This is a genomic window from Variovorax sp. Root411 (assembly GCF_001425205.1).
In the GTDB taxonomy this organism is placed as follows: domain Bacteria; phylum Pseudomonadota; class Gammaproteobacteria; order Burkholderiales; family Burkholderiaceae_C; genus Variovorax.
The window spans coordinates 459,465-478,897 of the sequence record NZ_LMDW01000020.1; the positions used below are offsets into that span (position 1 = coordinate 459,465).

At 66.6% G+C, this 19,433-nt stretch carries 21 protein-coding genes; 16 read left to right on the forward strand and 5 right to left on the reverse strand.

Annotation, left to right across the window (positions count from 1 at the left end; all coding sequences use genetic code 11):
• Positions 1-8 precede the first annotated feature (8 nt).
• Entirely contained in the window at positions 9-1,091 is a 1,083-nt protein-coding gene (locus ASC92_RS26655; RefSeq protein WP_082519736.1) for an NAD(P)/FAD-dependent oxidoreductase, read from the reverse strand.
• Positions 1,092-1,210: 119 nt separating this feature from the next.
• Positions 1,211-2,164, reverse strand: a complete 954-nt coding sequence (locus ASC92_RS26660) for a LysR family transcriptional regulator (RefSeq protein WP_056522025.1) — start codon at positions 2,162-2,164, stop codon at positions 1,211-1,213.
• Between the two features lie 163 nt (positions 2,165-2,327).
• Between ASC92_RS26660 and ASC92_RS26665 the strand changes: the two genes are divergently transcribed.
• The 13 genes from ASC92_RS26665 (at position 2,328) to ASC92_RS26725 (ending at position 15,006) form a co-directional block, all read left to right on the forward strand.
• The gene (locus tag ASC92_RS26665; protein ID WP_056522028.1) at positions 2,328-3,029 is read left to right on the forward strand and encodes a pirin family protein; all 702 of its coding nucleotides are present in this window, start codon (positions 2,328-2,330) and stop codon (positions 3,027-3,029) included.
• An 84-nt stretch (positions 3,030-3,113) separates the two neighbouring features.
• Complete coding sequence (locus tag ASC92_RS26670; protein ID WP_056522031.1) at positions 3,114-3,533, forward strand: DoxX family protein; 420 nt, start codon at positions 3,114-3,116, stop codon at positions 3,531-3,533.
• Between the two features lie 128 nt (positions 3,534-3,661).
• The gene (locus tag ASC92_RS26675) at positions 3,662-4,213 is read left to right on the forward strand and encodes a flavodoxin family protein (protein ID WP_056522034.1); all 552 of its coding nucleotides are present in this window, start codon (positions 3,662-3,664) and stop codon (positions 4,211-4,213) included.
• Between the two features lie 28 nt (positions 4,214-4,241).
• Entirely contained in the window at positions 4,242-5,165 is a 924-nt protein-coding gene (locus ASC92_RS26680; protein ID WP_056522037.1) for a pirin family protein, read from the forward strand.
• A gap of 398 nt (positions 5,166-5,563) precedes the next feature.
• Positions 5,564-6,505: an alpha/beta hydrolase gene (locus tag ASC92_RS26685; protein ID WP_056522041.1), complete on the forward strand. Its 942-nt coding sequence runs from the start codon at positions 5,564-5,566 to the stop codon at positions 6,503-6,505.
• Positions 6,506-6,617: 112 nt separating this feature from the next.
• Entirely contained in the window at positions 6,618-7,451 is an 834-nt protein-coding gene (locus tag ASC92_RS26690) for a helix-turn-helix transcriptional regulator (RefSeq protein ID WP_056522044.1), read from the forward strand.
• Between the two features lie 16 nt (positions 7,452-7,467).
• Positions 7,468-8,343 (forward strand): branched-chain amino acid ABC transporter permease, encoded by an 876-nt coding sequence (locus ASC92_RS26695; RefSeq protein ID WP_056522048.1) that lies wholly within the window; start codon positions 7,468-7,470, stop codon positions 8,341-8,343.
• Between the two features lie 6 nt (positions 8,344-8,349).
• Positions 8,350-9,426 (forward strand): branched-chain amino acid ABC transporter permease, encoded by a 1,077-nt coding sequence (locus tag ASC92_RS26700; RefSeq protein WP_056522052.1) that lies wholly within the window; start codon positions 8,350-8,352, stop codon positions 9,424-9,426.
• The gene (locus ASC92_RS26705) at positions 9,423-10,241 is read left to right on the forward strand and encodes an ABC transporter ATP-binding protein (RefSeq protein ID WP_056522054.1); all 819 of its coding nucleotides are present in this window, start codon (positions 9,423-9,425) and stop codon (positions 10,239-10,241) included. Before ASC92_RS26700 ends, ASC92_RS26705 begins: the two co-directional genes overlap by 4 nt.
• Positions 10,242-10,686: 445 nt before the next feature.
• Positions 10,687-11,460, forward strand: coding sequence for an ABC transporter ATP-binding protein (locus tag ASC92_RS26710; RefSeq protein WP_056522057.1), 774 nt, complete (start codon positions 10,687-10,689; stop codon positions 11,458-11,460).
• A gap of 5 nt (positions 11,461-11,465) precedes the next feature.
• Positions 11,466-13,322: an AMP-dependent synthetase/ligase gene (locus tag ASC92_RS26715; RefSeq protein WP_056522059.1), complete on the forward strand. Its 1,857-nt coding sequence runs from the start codon at positions 11,466-11,468 to the stop codon at positions 13,320-13,322.
• 32 nt (positions 13,323-13,354) lie between these two features.
• Positions 13,355-14,524 (forward strand): ABC transporter substrate-binding protein, encoded by a 1,170-nt coding sequence (locus ASC92_RS26720; protein ID WP_056522063.1) that lies wholly within the window; start codon positions 13,355-13,357, stop codon positions 14,522-14,524.
• A gap of 8 nt (positions 14,525-14,532) precedes the next feature.
• On the forward strand, positions 14,533-15,006 hold the full coding sequence (locus ASC92_RS26725) for an EVE domain-containing protein (protein WP_056522065.1): 474 nt from the start codon (positions 14,533-14,535) through the stop codon (positions 15,004-15,006).
• 1 nt (position 15,007) lies between these two features.
• On the opposite strand, the gene ASC92_RS26730 is transcribed toward ASC92_RS26725, so the two are convergent.
• Complete coding sequence (locus tag ASC92_RS26730; RefSeq protein WP_082519738.1) at positions 15,008-15,661, reverse strand: MarC family protein; 654 nt, start codon at positions 15,659-15,661, stop codon at positions 15,008-15,010.
• A gap of 2 nt (positions 15,662-15,663) precedes the next feature.
• Complete coding sequence (locus ASC92_RS26735; RefSeq protein WP_056522070.1) at positions 15,664-16,410, reverse strand: SDR family oxidoreductase; 747 nt, start codon at positions 16,408-16,410, stop codon at positions 15,664-15,666.
• A 73-nt stretch (positions 16,411-16,483) separates the two neighbouring features.
• On the opposite strand from ASC92_RS26735, the gene ASC92_RS26740 reads away from it, so the two are divergent.
• Together ASC92_RS26740 and ASC92_RS26745 are read left to right on the forward strand one after the other, a co-directional pair.
• Positions 16,484-17,089, forward strand: a complete 606-nt coding sequence (locus ASC92_RS26740; RefSeq protein WP_056522209.1) for a 2-hydroxychromene-2-carboxylate isomerase — start codon at positions 16,484-16,486, stop codon at positions 17,087-17,089.
• A gap of 49 nt (positions 17,090-17,138) precedes the next feature.
• Positions 17,139-17,822: a dienelactone hydrolase family protein gene (locus ASC92_RS26745; protein ID WP_056522073.1), complete on the forward strand. Its 684-nt coding sequence runs from the start codon at positions 17,139-17,141 to the stop codon at positions 17,820-17,822.
• A gap of 21 nt (positions 17,823-17,843) precedes the next feature.
• Here ASC92_RS26745 and ASC92_RS26750 read toward each other — a convergent pair whose 3' ends face one another.
• Positions 17,844-18,749, reverse strand: coding sequence for a LysR family transcriptional regulator (locus ASC92_RS26750; protein WP_056522076.1), 906 nt, complete (start codon positions 18,747-18,749; stop codon positions 17,844-17,846).
• Positions 18,750-19,061: 312 nt separating this feature from the next.
• On the opposite strand from ASC92_RS26750, the gene ASC92_RS26755 reads away from it, so the two are divergent.
• Complete coding sequence (locus tag ASC92_RS26755) at positions 19,062-19,427, forward strand: hypothetical protein (RefSeq protein ID WP_056522079.1); 366 nt, start codon at positions 19,062-19,064, stop codon at positions 19,425-19,427.
• Positions 19,428-19,433: the final 6 nt, after the last annotated feature.

The following is a 19,433-nucleotide window of genomic DNA, read 5'->3' on the forward strand; positions in this document are numbered from 1 at the left end:
TCTCCCGGTCAGATGACTTCGAGAGCGAGCGACAGGCCGGAGAGGAACGCGTCTTCCACGCGGTGGCCGGTGCACCAGTCGCCGGCCACGCCGATGTGCGACTTGGCGTCCCAGAGGTGGGTGGTGCCCATCGGCACCTGTGTCTGCGCTTCGCTCCAGCACAGCGCCTGTGCGTGCGCGGGGGTGGCATGGACGCCGGTGATCTCGGCGAAGGCGCGCAGCAGCTTGGCCTCGACACGCGCGGGCGTGTCGCGCACGTGTTCCTGCGACCACGCGGCGCTGGCCTGCAGCGTCCAGCGTTCGACGGGCTCGCGGCCGGGCTTGGAAGATTCGCGTGCCAGCCATGCCACGCGGTGGTGAGTGCTGCGCGCAGCGTTCCACTGCGGGCCGAGGTGCGACATGGTGGGCTGGTTGGCCTGGGGGTAGGCGATCATCAGCGTCCAGCAGGGCGCGATGCGCACGGGTTCGATCTTGCGGCTGAGCGTGGCCGAGAGCTTGCCGTCGCCCAGCAGCGCGCGGGCGCGCGAAGGCGGCACGGCGAGCAGCACGGCGTCGAAGCCCGAATACACGTGCCGGGAGTCGTCGGTGCCTGTGGTGCGTAGCTGCCAGCGCTGGGGGGCGAGTGCATCGCGCTCGATTTGCGTGACCTGCGTGCCGGTCACTAGGCTGTCGCCGAGTGGCTTGGCCCAATGGGCCACCAGCGCATCCATGCCGGGCTGCGCCACCCAGTGCGGTTCGAGCGAAGGCAGGGCCGCCTCGGCTACGCGGCCGTGGGCGTCGAGCACGCGCACGAGATTGGCGCTCCAACGCTTGCACATGCCGGGCGAGCTTTCGAGTGCCAGCGCAAAGCGCGGGTCGCGCACGGTGAAGTACTGCGCGCCGCTGTCGAAGCGGCCGAAGGCGGTGTCGATGCTCGCCATGCGTCCGCCGGCCGCGGCCTCGCGTTCGAACAGCGTGACCTTGTGGCCGGCTTGCACCAGCGTTCGCGCACAGGCCACCCCGGCAATGCCAGCGCCGACGACGGCGTAATGGCGCGGGGTGGCTGGGGTTCGGTGGCGGACGGAGGGCTTGGCAGTTGCGCGAGTGCTCATTGCAGACTCTTTTCTTCTGGGTGGGAATGCGGTTGGATGTGTCTGCACTCTACATCGGTCCGAGAGGGGCTTCGCCTGAGGGCACACCCTTAGCGAAGCCGCGCGATCCTCGGCAATACTCATCGGCCCCGATGCCGCTCGAGCAACGCGCGCCGCGTGCCTTCATGCTCGAACTGCGCCAGCCACCATTCGAGCGCCTTCCCCGGCTTGCCCGCGCTGCGCACGCGCCATGCGCAATGCATCGTTCCAAGCGGCGGCTTGCGCTCCGTCTTCAGCTCGACCAGGTGCCCGGCTTCGATGTACGGCCGCGCCATCGGCTCCGGCAGGAAGCCGCCGCCCAGCCCGTGCAGCTGCGCCGCGATCTTGGCCTGCATGCTCGGCACGGTGAGCACGTCCTGCCCGCTCACGAGGTTCACCGTCATGCTGGGGCCGTGCCGCGCCGAATCGGCTGCGGCCACCGCGCGGTGCTGCCGCATCACCGCGTCGCTCAGCGGCTCGGACATGCGCGCCAGCGGATGGTGCGGCGCCACGGCGTAGACGAAGCGCAGCTCGCCGATCAGCCGGCTGCGGATGCCGGTGGCGGTGAACGTCAGGCTCGCCGCATCGAGCACCGCGCCGATGGCCAGGTCGGCCTCGCCGGTGGTCAGCGCCTCGATGGTGCCCAGCAGCGTCTCGTCGCGCAGCTTGAGCCTCGTCGGCGGCTCGAGGGCGAAGAAGGCGGTGGCCAGGTCGAGCAGCGGGTCGCGCGCGATCACGCTGTCTACCGCGATGGTCAGCATCGGCTCCCAGCCCGTGGCCACGCGCTTCACGCGGTTGGCCACCGCATCGATCTCGGCCAGCAGCCGGTCGGCCTCGCGCAGCAGTTCGGCGCCGGCCTCGGTCAGCCGCGCCTGGCGGGCGCTGCGGTCGAACAGCAGCACGTCGAGCGCGTCCTCGATCTGGCGCACGCGGTAGCTCAGCGCGCTCGGCACGAGGTTCAGCGCGCGGGCGGCGGCGGCAAAGCTGCCGGTGCCGGCCACGGTCTGGAGCATGGCAAGGGCGTCGGGGGTCAGCACATCGCGGGGGCTGGGCATGGGGGCTCCATTGATCAAATTGTTTGAATGGTGCCATCAAACCGCGGCGTCTTTCCGGATGGGGTGCGGACCTAAAGTTCCCTACATCCGCTGCGCATCCGGCGCGGCATACGAAGAAGGCCCGCACACCCCCCATACGGGGCAGGGCCAAAGGAGTTCGACGATGTTGCAAGTCCGTAAATCTCAGGAACGCGGTTATGCCGACCATGGCTGGCTGCGCTCGTTCCACAGCTTTTCCTTCGCCGGTTACTACGACCCTGCCTACATGGGCTTCGGCAACCTGCGGGTGATCAACGAAGACCGCGTGGCGGCGGGCGCCGGCTTCGGCACCCACGGCCACAAGGACATGGAGATCATCAGCTACGTGCTCTCGGGCGAACTGGCGCACAAGGACAGCATGGGCAACGTGGAAAGCATTCCGCCCGGCGACGTGCAGCGCATGAGCGCGGGCCGCGGCGTGATGCACAGCGAGTTCAACCACAAGGCCGACGAGACCACGCACTTCCTGCAGATCTGGATCGAGCCGAATGTGCGCGGCATTGCGCCGGGCTATGAGCAGAAGCAGTTCACCGACGCCGAGAAGCGCGGCAAGCTGCGCCTCGTGGCCTCGCCCGACGGCAGCGACGGCTCGGTGACGGTGCATGCCGATGCCCGCCTGTACGCCGGCCTGCTCGACGGCGAGGAAAAGGCCAGCCTGGCGCTCGACCCGCAGCGCAAGAGCTATGTGCATCTGGTGCGCGGCGAGCTCGACGTGAACGGCCAGAAGCTCGTGGGCGGCGACGCCGCGATGCTGCAGGGCGAATCGCAACTGACGCTGGGCGCCGGCAAGGACGCCGAAGTGCTGGTGTTCGACCTGGCCGCCTGATCCCCCTTGCCGGGCGCTTCGTGCGTCCGGTTTTTTCTTTTCTTTTTCCTTTTTTCAGCTTCAACAACCGAGGAGTTTTCAACCATGGCAACTACAACCACCACCACCAATTCCGCACAAGACACGCTCGGCCTGATCGGCCGCATCCTGGTCGCGTACCTGTTCATTCCGGCCGGCATCGGCAAGCTCATGGGCTTTGGCGGCACTGTGGGCTACATCACCTCGGTCGGACTGCCACTGCCCCAAGTGGGAGCGGCCATCGCGATCCTCGTCGAGCTGGGCCTCGGCATCGCGCTGCTGCTGGGCTTCAAGACCCGCTGGACCGCGATCGTGATGGCGATCTTCACCGTGGCCACCGCGCTGTTCTTCCACAAGTACTGGTCCGCGCCCGACGCAATGAAAATGATGCAGCAGATCAACTTCAACAAGAACATCGCGATTGCCGGTGGCCTGCTTGCGATCGCTGCTTTCGGCGCTGGTCGTTTCAGCATCGATCGAAAGTAAGCTTCCTGGCGGCTTTGCGCACTTCGTTTCGGGGTGCGCTCACGCCGACGGGGGACATTCGCGGAGGGGAGTACCCGGTGGCCTGTGCACGCGCCCTGAAACCCCATAGTCACTGGAGAAAACATCCCATGGCAAACATCGTCGTCGTCTTCCATTCCGGCTACGGCCACACCCAGCGCGTGGCGCAAGCCGTGGCGGACAGCGCAGGCGCCCAACTGCTCGCCATCGACGCCGACGGCAACTTGCCCGAAGGCGGCTGGGAACTGCTGGCTTCGGCCGACATGATCGTCTTCGGCTCGCCCACCTACATGGGCGGCGTGAGCTGGCAGTTCAAGAAATTCGCCGACGCGTCGTCGAAGGTCTGGTACACCCAGGGCTGGAAAGACAAGCTCTTCGCCGGCTTCACCAACAGCGCGACCATGAACGGCGACAAGGTCACCACCATGACCTACCTCTGGACGCTCGCCATGCAGCACGGCGGCATCTGGGTCAGCATGGGCATCCTGCCGACCAACAACAAGGCCGCCACGCGCGACTCGATGAACTACATGGGCGGCTACGGCGGCCTGCTGACGCAATCACCATCGGACGCCAGCTCGGCCGAGATCCCGAAGGGCGATCTCGATACTGCCCGCGCGTTCGGTGAACGCATCGGCGCGGTGGCAAGATCGCGCGAATAACCGGCAATCCACCCCCACGGAGAACACGATGACCGACACCACCCCCGAGACCCAACTGCTCAAGCCGCACGACAAGGACCTCGGCGGTGGCTTCAAGGTGCGGCGCCTGCTGCCCGCGGCGCAGCGCCGATCGGTCGGCCCGTTCGTGTTCTTCGACCATTTCGGCCCGGCCACCGAGCAGCCGGGCACCGAGCACGACGTGCGGCCGCATCCGCACATCGGCCTCTCGACGGTCACGTATCTCTTCAAGGGCGCGATGATGCATCGCGACAGCCTCGGCAGCGTGCAGGAGATCCTGCCCGGCGCCATCAACTGGATGACGGCGGGGCGCGGCATCGTGCACTCCGAGCGCAAGCCCGAGCGCCTCAAGGCCGACACCTACGTGAACCACGGCCTGCAACTGTGGGCCGCATTGCCCCAGGCGCATGAAGAGAGCGAGCCCAGCTTCGAGCACACGCCGGCCGGAGCGATCCCCGAGCTGAAAGAGCAGGGCGCAGGCGTGCGCGTGCTGGTGGGCGAGGCCTTCGGTGCGCATTCCCCGGTCAAGACGCTGTCGCAAACCGTGTACCTCGACATCGCGCTGCCGGCAGGCGGGCGCTTCGTACTGCCCGCGCTGGCGCCCGAGCTGGCTATCTATGCGGTCGATGCCGATGCGAGCGTGAACGGCGAGCCTGCTCCCGTGCACACCATGGCCGTGCTGCCCGACGGCCAGGGCGCGGTGCTGGCTTGCGACACCGCCGCGCGCCTGATGGTGATCGGCGGCGAGCCGCTCGACGGACCGCGCTACATCACCTGGAACTTCGTCTCCAGCCGGCGCGAGCGCATCCTCGAAGCGGGCTCCGACTGGGCCGCTCAACGCATGGGCCATGTGCCCGGTGAGACCGAGTTCATTCCTCTGCCGGGCAAGCCCTTCGGCGTGCGCGAGCCTGATGTGGGCACTACGCCGGTCTGATCTCGAGTGGTGTTGTTCGGAGCGCTCTAGTTCAGGGCGTGTGCACAGGTCACCGGGTACTCCCCTCCGCGAATGTCCCCCGCTTCGCTCCTCCTTTATTTCGCTGCGGGGAGCACCCGAYGCCCTGTGCACRAYGAGCGCTGYCGTTGTTCCGCTCGATCAACAAGTGCTCTGAACGATCACGCCGATGCGGGGGCCTTTTTCGCGAAATAAAGGAGGAGCGAAGCGGGGGACATTCGCGAAAAAGGCCCCCGCATCGGCGTGATCACCCCCGCACAGCGCTCTTCAAAAACAAACGCGCCGCTGGCAGCCGCAGCCAGTTTCCGCAAGCCACGCCCAGCAGGCGCAGGCATGGTGCGGGAAGTTCGAGAGACATCCCTCGACCTCCCGGAGACACCATGCTGCATCCCCAGGCGCGCGCCTTGCTCGACTTCATCGAGGCGCGCGGTATTCCGCCGACTCACACCCTCTCGCCTGCCGACGCGCGGGCCTTCTATCGCGAGCGCCGCGCCGCCTTGCAGCCGCTGCCGGCCGAGGTGGTCGAGGTGCGCGACCTGGCCGCGCAAGGGCCGCACGGCCCCATCCCGGTGCGTCTGTACAGGCCCCTGGGTTCGGGCGCCGGTCCGCTGCCGGTGCTGGTGTACTACCACGGCGGCGGCTGGGTCATCGGCGACCTCGACACGCACGACGTGCTGTGCCGCGAGCTGGCCAACGGCGCCGGCTGCGCCGTGGTCGCGGTCGACTACCGCATGGGTCCGGAGCACCGCTTTCCCGCCGCGGTGGACGACGTGCTCGCCGCCACCCGCTGGGTGCGCCGCGAGGCCGCGGCGCTGGGGCTCGATGCAAGCCGCCTCGCAGTGGGCGGCGACAGCGCGGGCGGCAACCTCGCGGCCGTGGTGTCGATCGCCGCGCGCGATGCCGGCGACCTGCCCATCGCCTACCAGCTGCTGATCTACCCGGCCACCGACATGCGCCGCGGCCATCCGTCGCACCAGGCCAACGGGCAGGGCTACCTGCTGACCAGCGACACGATGACGTACTTCCACGATCACTACATCACCGACCCGAAGCACGACCTCGACTGGCGCGCCTCGCCGCTGCTGCACACCGACCTGGCGGGCCTGCCGCCGGCGCTCGTCGTCACCGCCGGCTACGACCCGCTGCGCGATGAAGGCGCCGCGTACGCCGAGGCGCTCACGGCCGCCGGCAACAGCGCCGCGTACGTGTGCTTCGAGCGCCAGATCCATGGCTTCATCACCATGGGCAAGGTGCTCGACGAGGCCAACACCGCGGTCGCGCTCTGTGCCGCCGAACTGCGCCGGGCGTTCGCGCGGGCCTAGGGAAAGTCCCCGCGCAAATGCACGCCGCGCCGCCGGCCTGCGCCGCTACGATCCAGCGAGCGCGACACCATCCACCGTTGGCAATCGACCACCGATGCAGGAGATAGGCACCATGCAGCGAACGAGGACTGCGCCGCCGGACAACGGCGGTGCACGACAGGGTGAACGCCTCATGTGGCTCACGCCTCAGCGCGTGTTCTACGCCGGGCTGCTCGGCGCGGCCGCCGAGCGCACGATGGGCGGGCACGGCGTGTACCTTTCGCCCGCGGGCGTGCCGCCGATCCGCATCCGCATCGGCGGCGGCGCCTGGCAGGCGGGCGAGCTGATCGTGGTGCCGCCGCAGGTGCCGCACCATGTCGAGAGCGAGCATCCGCTGATCTTCAACCTGTTGATCGAATCGGAATCGGTCGACCCCGCGCGCTTGCCGGCGTTCATGCAGCACTGCGGCCCGGTCGATGCGCCCGCCTTCGCGCAGCGTGTGCGCGAGGTCCACGCGCACCTGCTCGCGGCCTCGGGCCGCGGCTCGGAATTCGACGGCTTTGAGTTCGATGCGCTGTTCTTCGGCGAGGCGCTTGCGCCGCGACCGATCGACGCGCGCATCCGCAAGGTCATCGACACCCTCGTCGCCGATCCCGCGGCGTCCGCCTCGGCCGAAGAGTGCGCGGCCTCGGTGCACCTGTCGTTCTCGCGCTTCCTGCATCTGTTCAAGCAGGAAACCGGCATGGCGTTTCGTGCCTTCCGGGCATGGAAGCGCGCGCGCAGCCTGCTGCGCTACGTGCGCCAGACCGGCACGCTGACCGACATCGCGCTGGACACCGGCTACCCCGACTCGACGCACTTCAGCCATTCGATCCGCCAGGTCTACGGCCTCAAGCCCAGCGACATCGTGGCCGGATCGCGGCGCCTCGCGCTGCACGACGCGGCCGGCGGTTTCATCAGGCAGTAGGCGCGGCGCACGGCCCATGCAGATCCTCCAACTCCTGCTGTCGGGCATTGCGCAAGGTTGCATCTACGGCCTGATCGCGCTGGGCTTCGTGCTGATCTACAAGGCCACCGAAACCGTGAGCTTCGCGCAGGGCGACCTGATGATGCTCGGGGCCTTCGGTGCGTTCGCGGGCATGTCGCTGTTCGGCCTGCCGTTCTGGCTCGCGGCGATCCTTGCCGTGGTGGCGATGGCGGCCTTCGGCGTGCTGCTCGAACTGGTGGTGATCCGGCCGATCCTCGGGCAGCCGCAGTTCTCCATCGTGATGCTGACCATCGGCATCGCCTACGTGGCGCGCGGGCTCATCACCATGGTGCCGGGCATCGGCACCGACACCCATACGCTGCCGGTGCCCTACAAGGACCAAATCTGGAAGCTGGGCGAGCTGGTGGTCAACCTCGAACAGCTCGCGATCATCATTGCCACGGCCGTGTTGTGCGGGCTGCTGTTCGCCATGTTCCGCTACAGCAAGCTGGGCATCGCGATGCAGGCCTCGTCGCAGAACCAGCTGGCGGCCTACTACATGGGCATTCCGGTGAAGCGGCTCAACGGGCTGGTGTGGGGGCTCGCGGCGGCGGTGGCGGCCATTGCCGGCATGTTGCTCGCGCCCATCACCTTCGTGCACGCGAACATGGGCTTCATCGGGCTCAAGGCGTTTCCGGCGGCGGTGGTGGGCGGTTTCGGCAGCCTGCCGGGTGCCATCGTCGGCGGGCTGGTGATCGGCATCGTCGAGTCGTTCGCGGGCTTCTACCTGCCCGATGGCTTCAAGGACACGGCGCCGTACATCGTGGTGCTGCTGATGCTCATGATCAAGCCGAACGGTCTGTTCGGCGAAAAGCTGCGCAAGAAAGTTTGATCGTTCATGCGCTTCATCTTCAAGACCAGCTACGACCAGGACATCCGCCTCGCCCGGCACGGCGGGCATGTGTTCTGGTACAGCCTGCTCGTGGCGTTCCTGGTCGTCGCGCCATGGGTCATCGACGAATACTGGCTCGCGCAGCTGACCTTCGTGCTGATCTACGGGATCGTCGGCCTGGGGCTGATGCTGCTGGCCGGGTTCACGGGGCAGTTCTCGATCGGGCATGCGGCGTTTCTTGGCGCGGGCGCGTACACGCAGGGCGTGCTGACGAACCTCGGCGTGCCGTTTCCGATTGCACTGATCGCGGCCGCTGCGCTGTCGGCGGCCGTGGGCGTGGTGGTCGCGCTGCCGGCCTTGCGCGTGAAGGGCATCTACCTCGGCATCGCGACGCTGTCGTTCGGCTTCATCGTCGAGGAAGTGTTCGCGCGGTGGGAGAGCGTGACGGGCGGCAATGCCGGCCTGCATGTGAAGGCGCCGGAAATCTTCGGCTGGTCGCTCGGCTCGGGCGATGGCTTCTACTTTCTGTGCCTGGTGGTCGCGGTGATTACCACCTTGGGCATCCTGAACCTGCTGCGCTCGCCGACGGGGCGCGCCTTTGTCGCGATCCGCGATTCGGAGATTTCGGCGCAGAGCATGGGCATCCACCTCGCACGCTACAAGACGATGTCGTTCGCGATCTCGGCGGCGCTTGCAGGCCTGGGCGGGGCCTTGTATGCGCACAAGCTCAGCTTCATCTCGCCGGACCAGTTCAGCATCCTGCAGTCGATCGACCTGCTGCTGATGGTGGTGATCGGCGGGCTCGGCTCGGTGCACGGTGCGTTCCTTGGCGCGATCTTCCTGATCGCGATGCCGCAGCTGATTTCCATCGGCAAGGACTGGCTGCCCGCGGTCATCGGCCAGGCGCCAGGGCTGCAGGGGCTGGTGTATGGCCTGGTGCTGATCGCCTTCGTGCTGTTCGAGCCGCTGGGCCTGTACGGCCGATGGCTCAAGGTGCGTACGTGGCTGCAGCTCTTTCCGTTCTATCGCCGCGGATTGTTCAAGCGTCAGAAGTCGTTCACCAAGTCGGACCGGTTGAGATGAACGGCGACATTCTCCTTTCCGCGAAAGAGCTGAGCGTGCGTTTCGGCGGCGTGCTCGCGGTCAACAAGGTGAGCTTCGACGTGCGCCGCGGCGAAGTGTTCACGCTGATCGGGCCGAACGGGGCGGGCAAGACGACGGTGTTCAACCTGATCAGCCGCATCTACACGCCGACCATGGGGGAGATCACGTGGCATGGCGAGGAGGGCGGCGCCATCGCGCTGACGCAGCAGGCCCCGCATGCGATTGCCGCGCTGGGCATTGCGCGCACCTTCCAGAACATCGAACTGTTCGAGCACGCGACGGTGCTGCACAACCTGCTGATCGGCCGCCACACGCACCGGCAGACGGGGTTCTGGAGCGAGGTGTTCTTCACGCCCGCCACGCGGCTCGCCGAGATCGAGGCGCGCGAGAAGGCGGAGCAGGTGATCGAGCTGCTGGACCTGCAGCACCATCGCGATTCGATGGTGGCGGGGTTGCCTTATGGCGTTCGCAAGGTCGTCGAGCTGGCGCGTGCGCTGTGCACGGAGCCGAAGCTGCTGCTGCTCGACGAGCCTTCTTCGGGGCTCAATGTGGAAGAGACGGCGGACATGGCGTTCTGGATTCAGGACATCCAGCAGGAGTTGGGCGTGTCTGTCTTGATGGTCGAGCACGACATGTCTCTTGTGTCGAAGGTGTCTGACCGGGTGCTGGCGATGAACATGGGCGAAGTGCTGGCTACCGGATCTCCCCGCGAGGTGCAAGCCGATGCTCGGGTTGTCGAGGCCTATCTTGGGACTGTGGATGATGTGAGCAGCTTGAGGAGGAGGGCGGCATGAACGCGTTGTTCGCTACCTCTTTGGGGGCGCCCGGTATGCGGTGCGGGGTGGGCGCCCCCACTATGCCGGCCCTTCGGGCTCCCTTCCGGTGCTCGCTTTCCGCGGGGTCCCGCCCAAACTCGCTTCGCTCAGACAAGGGCGGGCCCTTATCCGCGGAAAGCTGCGCTCCTCAGCGGCACAGAGGGGGCGCCCACCCCGCACCGCACACCGGGCTCAGTCAGTGGGGTGATCGCCCTGTGCGTACCCACGGCGTTGGGGCCCCTGTCTCCGGCGGGCCGTTGAGGCACCGCCGAGCAGCGCAGCGGCGGGCGGATCAGGGCTCGCAGCTGTTTGAGCGAAGCGAGTTCTGCGAGACCCCGCCCGGCGCGAGCAGCGCAGGGAAGCCCGAAGGGCCGGTGACGTCGCCCTTTGCAAGCGCCCCAGGAGCGACATCAGGAGCGGCGACATGAGCGACGTCGTACTCCAACTGCTCAACGTAGAGAGCGCCTATGGCCCCATCAAAGCCATCAGGGGTGTGAGTCTGAAAGTCAGGCAGGGCGAAATCGCGACCGTGCTCGGCTCCAACGGCGCAGGCAAGACAACCATCCTCAAGACCATCTCCGGAATCATCGACCCCCGCAAAGGCAGCATCGAATTCCAGGGCAAGAACATCACCGCCAAGGACCCGGCCCACATCGTCCAGCAGGGCCTGAGCCACGTACCCGAAGGCCGCGAGGTGTTCCCGCTGCTGTCGGTGAAGGACAACCTGCTGATGGGCGCCTATACCCGCAAGGACCGCGACGGCGTGGCGCGGGACATGGAGACGGTCTACGCCTACTTCCCGATCCTGCGCGAGCGGGCCACGCAGGACGCGGGACTGCTGTCGGGCGGGCAGCAGCAGATGCTCGCCATCTCGCGCGCCATCATGGCCGCGCCGCATCTGATTCTTCTGGACGAACCGAGCCTCGGCTTGAGCCCGAAGCTGACGAAAGAGATCTTCGAGATCGTCGTGCGCATCAACCGCGAGCGCGGCACCACCATCCTGCTGGTCGAGCAGAACGCCAACATGGCGCTCAACGCGGCCGACCACGGCTACGTGCTCGAGAACGGCCGCATCGTGATGGAAGATTCCTGCGAACGCCTGCGCGAGAAGGAAGACATCAAGGAGTTCTACCTCGGCGTGAAAGACGACGGCGTGCGCGGCGAGCGGCGCTGGAAAAAGAAGAAGACCTGGAGATAGCCGCCATGCAAGGACTCTGGGACCTCGACACCTTCGCACCCCGGCTCGACGTCGTCGTGCCCGGCGACACCCTTCCCGCGATGTTCTGGAACGCCGTGAAGCAGCGCGGCGACAACATCTGGATGCGGCAGAAAGAGCTGGGCATCTGGCGCAGCTGGAGCTGGCACCAGACCGCCGACGCGGTGCGCGAGATCGCGGCCGGCCTCCAGGCCATCGGCTTTGCGCCGGGCGAGTGCGCGTCGATCCTGTCCAACACCGTCATCGAATGGGTGCTCGCCGACCTGGCCGTGCTCAGCTGCGGCGGTGTCTCCAATGGCATCTACCCGACCGACGCGGCCTCGCAGGTGCACTACCTTTGCGAAGACTCGCGCACCACCGTGCTCTTCGTGGAAGACGACGAACAGCTCGACAAGGCGCTCGAAGTGCGCGCCGGCCTGCCGGGGCTGCGCTGCGTGGTCGTGTTCGACATGGAAGGCCTGCGCGACCTCGACGATGCGGCGGTGATGAGCCTCGACGCGCTGCGTGCGCTCGGGCGCCAGAACCTGGCCGCCGACCCGCAGGCGGTCGAGCGTACCGTCGCGGCCTGCCGTCCCGAAGACCTCGCCATCCTCGTCTACACCTCGGGCACCACCGGCAAGCCCAAGGGCGCCATGCACAGCCATGCCGGGCTCGTGTACACCGCGCGCGGCTACAACACGCTCGTCGCGCAGGACCAGACCGACGAGCGCATGTGCTTCCTGCCGTTGTGCCACATCGCCGAACGCATGGGCGGCGAGTACTTCGCGATGTACACCGGCGCCATCCTCAACTTCGTCGAGAACCCCGAGACCGTGCCGGAGAACGTGCGCGAGATCGCGCCCACGGTGTTCACGGCCGTGCCGCGCGTGTGGGAGAAGTTCTATTCGGGCGTGATGATCGCGCTGAAGGAGGCCAGCCCGCTGCAGCAGGCCGCCTACAGGTGGAGCATCGGCGTGGGCGAGCAGATCGCCAACCGCGTGCTGGCGGGCGAGCCGGTGAGCTCGTCGCTGAAGTTCAGGTTCAGGCTCGCGCGCATGCTCGCGCTGGACAACGCGCGCAAGCTCATCGGCATCCACCGCGCGCGTTTCCTTGTGACGGGCGCGGCGCCCATCTCGCCCGAGCTGGTCAAGTGGTACCTCGCGCTGGGCGTGCCGATGCTGGAGGTGTGGGGCATGACGGAGTCGTGCGGCGCCTCGACCGCGGTGCCGGCCACGCGCATCAAGCCGGGCTCCATCGGCCCGGCCACCAGCTACAACGAGGTGCGCCTCGACCCCGCCACCGGCGAGATCCTGGTGCGCGGCCCCAACGTCTTCATGGGTTACCTCAACCTGCCCGAGAAGACGGCCGAGACCATCGACGCCGACGGCTGGCTGCACACCGGCGACGTGGGCGCGATGGACGAGGACGGGTATTTCCGCATCACCGACCGGATGAAAGACATCATCATCACGGCGGGTGGGAAGAACGTGACGCCCAGCGAGCTGGAGAACGAGCTCAAGTTCAGCCTCTACATCACCGATGCCGTGGTCATCGGCGACAAGCGGCCCTACCTCACGGTGATCGTCATGATCGACCAGGAGAACGTCGAGAAGTTTGCGCAGGACCACGACGTGCCGTTCAGCAACTACGAGAGCCTGACGCGCACGAAGGAAGTGCAGGATTTGATCCAGGGCGAGATCGATCGCGTCAACGCCAGGTTCGCGCGCGTCGAGCAGATCAAGAAGTTCTTTCTGCTCGAAACGCAGCTCAGCGCCGAGGACGAGGAGCTCACGCCGACGATGAAGCTCAAGCGCAAGCTGGTTCAAACCAAGTACGCCGAGCGCATCGACGCCATGTACCGCTGACCTCTTTTCTGTCAACCCGAGGAGACAACGCAATGACGAAGCTCAAGACACTGACGACGCTGGCCGTGCTGGGCCTGATCGCGACGCTCGCGTCCGCGCAGCAACAGCAGGGCGTGAGCAAGGACGAGATCCGCATCGGCACGATCCAGGACCTGTCGGGTCCGCTCGCGGGCTTCGGCAAGCAGGCGCGCAACGGCATGCAGCTGCGCGTGGACGAACTCAACGAGCAGGGCAGCCTCAACGGGCGCAAGCTCAAGCTGTTCGTCGAAGACTCGGGTTACGACCCGAAGAAGGCCGTGCTGGCGGCGCAGAAGCTGGTGAACCAGGAAAAGATCTTCATCATGGCCGGCCACATCGGTACGGCGCAGAACATGGCGGCGATGCCGGTGCAGTTCGAGAAGAACATCGTCAACTTCATGCCGATCACCGCAGCGCGCGAAATGTACGAGCCGCTGAATCGGCTGAAGTATTCGTTCGCGGCCACTTACTACGACCAGATCCGAATTGCCCTGCCCAAGATGATCAAGGAGAAGGGCGCGAAGAAGGTCTGCACAATCTACCAGGACGACGAGTTCGGGCTCGAGGTGCAGCGCGGCGCCGAGGCGGGGCTGAAGACCGCCGGCATGGAACTGGCCGAGAAGACCTCGTTCAAGCGCGGCGCCACCGACTTCAGCTCGCAGGTTGCGAAGATGAAGGCCGCCAACTGCGACCTCGTGGTGCTCGGCACCATCATCCGCGAGACCATCGGCACCGTGGGCGAGGCGCGCAAGACGGGTTTCAACCCGACCTTCCTGGGTTCGAGCGCGTCGTACACCGACCTGATCCACAAGCTGGGCGGCAAGGCGATGGACGGCATCTACGCCACCATGACGGTGCAGAACCCGTACACCGACGAGCAGTCGCAGCCGCTGCGCTTCTGGGCCAACAAGTACAAGACCAAGTTCAACGAAGACCCGACCGTGTTCTCGGTGTACGGCTACGTGATCATCGATTCGTTCATCAAGGCGGCGACCAAGGCCGGGCCGAACCTCACGACCGACAGCTTCATCAAGGCGATGGACAGCATGACCTTCGAGCCCGACATGTTCGGCAGCCCGAAGAGCAGCTACACCGCCACCAAGCGCCTGGGCAACGACCTGTCGCGCCTGTCGCAGATCAAGGATGGCAAGTGGGTCGTGGTGTCTGACTATGTGACACCATAGCGGGCATCATGCCCATCCATTCCGCCAACTACTGGTTGATGAAATCCGAGCCCGACGAGGTCTCGATCGACGATGCGCTCGCCGCGCCCGGCGCCACCGTGGCGTGGACCGGCGTGCGCAACTATCAGGCACGTAACTTCATGCGCGACGGCATGAAGGTCGGCGACGGCGTGCTGTTCTATCACTCGAGCTGCCCGGAGCCCGGCATCGCGGGCATTGCGCGCGTGGCCTCGGGCATCAAGCCCGACCCGACACAGTTCGATCCGAAGTCGCCCTACTACGACGCGGCCTCGAAGAAGGACGAGCCGCGCTGGCTGCTGGTGGACGTGCAGGCGCTGCGCAAGACGCGGCTGCTGGCGCTGCCCGAGCTGCGCGCGAATCCGGAACTGGCGGAGCTGGTGGTGCTGCGCAAGGGCAACCGGCTGTCGATCACGCCTGTCGAGGCCGCGCACTGGCGGATCATCGAGAAGATGCTGACCTGAATCAGCCCACGCGCTGCAAGATCGGAAACAGCTTCCCCAGCCCATCCGCCATCACCTCGACCGCGAGCGCCGCGAGGATCAGCCCCATCAGCCGCGTCATGATGTTGATGCCCGTCTTGCCGAGCACGCGCGCAATCGGTTGCGCGAGCGAGAAGGCCACTGCGGTGGCCAGCGCCACCACCACGCCGTAGCCGACCAGTACCGCCAGTTCCCACAGGTGCTGCGTCTTGTCGGCGTAAATCACCACGGTGGAAATGGTGGCCGGACCGGTGAGCAGCGGAATGGTGAGCGGCACCACCGCGATCGACGCACCCATCGATGCTTTCACCTCTGTGGCGCGCAGTTCCTCGACGTTGGTCTTGCTCTCGGCCGGCTTGGCGTTGAGCATCGACAGCGAGCTCATGAGCAGCAGCAGGCCGCCGCCGACCTGGAAGCTCGCGATCGAGATGCCGAAGAATGACAGCAGTTGCAGCCCGAGCAGCGCGCTGACCGCGATCACCACGAACGAACTGAACGCCGACATGCGCACCGTGTGGCGGCGCTGCGCATCGCTGTAGCCCTGCGTGTAGTGGATGAAGAACGGCACGATGGCCAGGGGGTTGACGATGGCCACCAGCGTGACCAGCGGCTTGATCAGGTCCATCGAGGTGCTCATGGTCAGCGGCCTCCGGCGACGTCGAGCAGGGCCATGGTGGTGTAGCTGGCCTCGGCGGACAGCAGCCACAGGATGGCGCCGGCGATTTCCTCTGCGCTGCCGGTGCGCTGCATGGGCACGGTGGGCGCGAGATCGAAGGCGCGGTCTGGGATGCCGCCCGAGGCGTGGATCTCGGTATCGATCAGTCCGGGGCGCACCGCGTTCACGCGGATGCCTTCGGCCGCCACTTCCTTGGCCAGCCCGATGGTGAAGGTGTCGATGGCGCCCTTGCTCGCGGCGTAGTCGACGTACTGGTCGGGCGAGCCCAGCCGCGCGGCGGCGCTGGAGATGTTGACGATGGCGCCGCCCGCGCCGCCGTAGCGCGTGCTCATGCGCCGCACGGCCTCGCGCGCGCAGATGAAGCTGCCGATCACGTTGATGCGGAACATGCGCTCCAGCCGGGCCACGCTCATCTCGTCGACGCGCGCCTGCACGTCGACCACGCCGGCGTTGTTGACCAGCGCCGTGAGGCGGCCGAACCTCGCGTCGACCTTCTGGAACATGGCGAGCACCTGCGCCTCGTCCCCCACGTCGGCCTGCACGGCCATGGCGGTGCCGCCGCCAGCGCGGATGGTGCGCACCACCTCGTCGGCGGCCAGCGAGTTGCTGGCGTAGTTGACGGCCACCGCGTAGCCGCGCTGCGCGGCGAGCACGGCGGTGGCGGCGCCGATGCCGCGCCCGCCGCCCGTGATCAAGAGCACTTGGTCCAAAACCTACCTCCTGCAGAGAAACTGCGTGTCAGTTAAAACCGTTGGCTTGGATTACATCATCGGGGGCACGCGCATGAGCACCAACACGACCATCGACTACTACTTTGCGCCACAGAGCCCATGGACCTATCTGGGGCATTCCCGCTTCGACGCGATTGCCGCAGCCGCGGGCGCCACGGTGCGCGTGCGGCCCATCGACATGGGCAGCGTGTTCCCTGTGTCAGGCGGGCTGCCGCTGGGCAAGCGCGCGCCGCAGCGCCAGGCCTACCGGCTGGTCGACCTCGCGCGCTTCTCGCGCCACCTCGGCCTGCCGCTGAATACAAAACCGAAGTTCTTTCCCGTGGCCAGCGACGATGCAGCCCGGCTCATCATCGCGGTCGACATGCACGACGGCACCGAGGCCGCCATGCGCATGTGCGCGGCGGTGTTCGCGGCCGTGTGGGTGCAGGAGCGCAACATCGGCGACCCGAAGGTGCTCGATTCGCTGGTTATCGAATGCGGGCTGTCGCCCAAGCGCGCCGAGCAGTCTCAGAGCCAGGCGGTGCAGGAGCGCTACGAGGCCTACACGCAGGAGGCCATCGACATCCAGGTGTTCGGCGCGCCGAGCTACGTGATCGACGGCGAAATCTTCTGGGGGCAGGACCGCCTCGACTTCGTCGAGCGGGCGCTGCGCCCTTAACCCCCGGCATTCATTTATTCATCTGTTTGCCATCAAGGAGCAAGACAACATGGGTCAATTCATCGATCTCAAGGCCAAGGACGGCTTCACCTTCCCCGCCTACGTGGCCGAGCCGGCGGGCAAGCCGCGCGGCGCGGTGGTCGTGGTGCAGGAAATCTTCGGCGTGAACTCGCACATCCGCGCGGTGGCCGACGGCTACGCGGCGGAGGGCTACCTCGCCGTGGCGCCGTCGACCTTCCAACGCGTCAAGCCGGGCGTCGAGCTGGGCTATTCGGAAGACGACATGAAGAACGGCTTCGGCCTCAAGACGGCGGTCGAGGCGCTGCCGGCGCCGGGCGTGCTGCAGGACATCGAGGCGTCCATCGCCTACGCGTCGAAGGCCGGCAAGGTCGGCATCGTCGGCTACTGCTGGGGCGGCCTGCTGGTGTGGCGCGCCGCGGCGCTGCTGCCGGGCCTGGCGGCAGCCGCGCCCTACTACGGCGGTGGCATGACCACGCCCGAGGAAACGGCGCGCCAGCCCAAGGTGCCGGTGCTCGCGCATTTCGGCAACCAGGACCACTGGATTCCGCTGGACACCATCGAGTCGTTCAAGAAGGCGCATCCGGAGGTGGAAGTGCACGTGTACCCGGTCGGCCACGGCTTCAACTGCGACCAGCGCGGCTCCTACAACGCCGACGCGGCAAAGCTGGCGCGCGAACGCACGCTGGCGTTCTTTGCGAAGCACGTCGGCTGAAGCAGGGCCTCGGCGCTTTTTTTATTTGCTTCTTCGCGCCGATTCCGGGCCCACGCGTGTCTGCAGGAAGTCGAGCAGCGCGCGCAGCGCGGCGCTGTTGTGGCGCCGCTGCAGGTAGGCGGCCGACAGCCACATGTCCTTGCGCGCGTAGTCCTGCAGCACGGGCACGAGCTCGCCCTGGTCGAGGTGCGACTGCACGAGGATCGACGGCAGGTAGATCACGCCGAAGCCGTGCATGGCCACGCGGATCAGCGGCGCGGCCTCGGTGCAGTCCATGCGGCTTTTCACCTGCACGTCGAGCGGCGTGCCGTTGTCGTCGAAGCGCCACACCGGCTGCTGGCCCAGCAGCGAGAACGTGAGGGCGTCGTGGCCTGACAGGTCGCGCGGATGCTCGGGCTTGCCGTGCTTCTTCCAGTAGATCGGCGAGGCGCAGACCACCATGTTCATCAGGCGCAGCTTGCGCACGATGAGGTTGGCGTCTTCCACGGGGCCGCTGCGCAGTTCGACGTCGATGCCTTCCTCGGCGAGGTCGACGGTGCGGTTGGTCAGCTGCAGGCTGATCGTCACGTCGGGGTAGTAGCGCATGAAGTCGGCCAGCAGGTTCGGAAACTCGCCGTTGCCCATGCCGTGCGGGGCCGAGATGCGCAGCCGGCCGCCGGGCTGGCTGGCGCGGTCCTGCAGTTCCGACTGGGTGAGCTCGACCATTTCGAGCACTGGCGTGCTGCGCTCCAGCAGCAGCTGGCCGGCGTCGGTGAGGCTCACGGAGCGCGTGGAGCGGTTGAGAAGACGCACGCCGAAGCGGGTTTCCAGCTCGGCCACGTATTTGCTGACGGTGGCCTTCGACATGTCGAGCCTCTTGGCTGCCTGGGAAAAACTGCCTTGCGAGGCGACTTCCCGGAAGGTTCTGATCAGATCGAGACTGTCCATGTGAATGAGCCCATTGTTTCCGTTTCGAGAACGCGATGGTTCGATTCTCCGGAGTTTTTCTTAGCCGGCTCCGGTGACACTTCGGTTCAGGGCCCCCGTGCCAGCCCGCGGCTGGATTGCCGCGCCCTCGGTCGAGCGTAGGTTGTTTCTGCTGGCATGCCTCGATGTTCGTATTGTTTCAATAGAGGAAACACGGTGTCTCTGAACCGAGCGTTCTGGCAGGGCAGTTCCCCCGGAAACTCGCCGCACAGGCAAGCGAACCAGCAAGCCTGGTGGACGAACCATCCGACGAACACACTAGGAGAACTGAACATGAAGACCTCGCAAATCCTCGCCGCTGCCGCCCTGACCCTGCTTGCCGCCGTTGGCGCTCAAGCCGAAACCTACCAAGGCGTGAACGCCGCCGTCTCGACCAAGAGCCGCGACGAAGTCAACGCCGAAGCCACGCGCACCGCGTCGGCTCCGAACCAGAACATCGTGCGCGGTTCGCGCGGTGCGGAAACGGTTGCCGTGTCGAAGGACCGTGCGATCGTCGAAGCCGAAGCCGTTCGCACCGCCTACGCTCCCGACCAGAACGTGAGCTCGGGTTCGCGCGTCAACAGCAAGGTCATCTCGACGATGGCCAACCCGGCTGACGCACTCCAGGCCCAGCAAGGTTCGGGCGCTATCGCCAAGTAATTGAAG